1 protein-coding gene is annotated in these 276 nt (G+C 60.5%); it reads right to left on the bottom strand.

The window, feature by feature from the left end; all coding sequences use genetic code 11:
- On the bottom strand, positions 1-276 hold a 276-nt coding region (locus tag KZZ04_RS19150), incomplete at both ends, for a PepSY domain-containing protein (protein WP_219423846.1).

Here is a 276-nt window from a genome sequence, read left to right as displayed (position 1 = left end):
GCCGCATGTAACGTGTTGGCAAAGCCCCATGTGGTGTTGTTTTCAGTGCCTACCAGAATCACGCTGTCGGCCGAGTGAGCGGGGCTGTTGTGGCGAATGTTCGGACCGGCTTTGCGACGGCGCCACCAGAGCAGGATGCCGGTCACGCTCATCAATGGCACACAGAGGGCACAGAGCCCGAGTGGCAAGCCCAGCCACCAGAGGCCTTCTGCGGTGTGGAGCTGATAGACCCATTGGTAGACGGTGTGCATGGAGTCGTGGGGTTGATAGGACAGC

This window comes from Pseudoalteromonas sp. CR1, from assembly GCF_019392235.1.
Classification (GTDB): domain Bacteria; phylum Pseudomonadota; class Gammaproteobacteria; order Enterobacterales; family Alteromonadaceae; genus Pseudoalteromonas.
The sequence above is the reverse complement of the archived record's forward strand: the minus strand, read 5'-3'. Positions and strand labels throughout refer to the sequence as shown.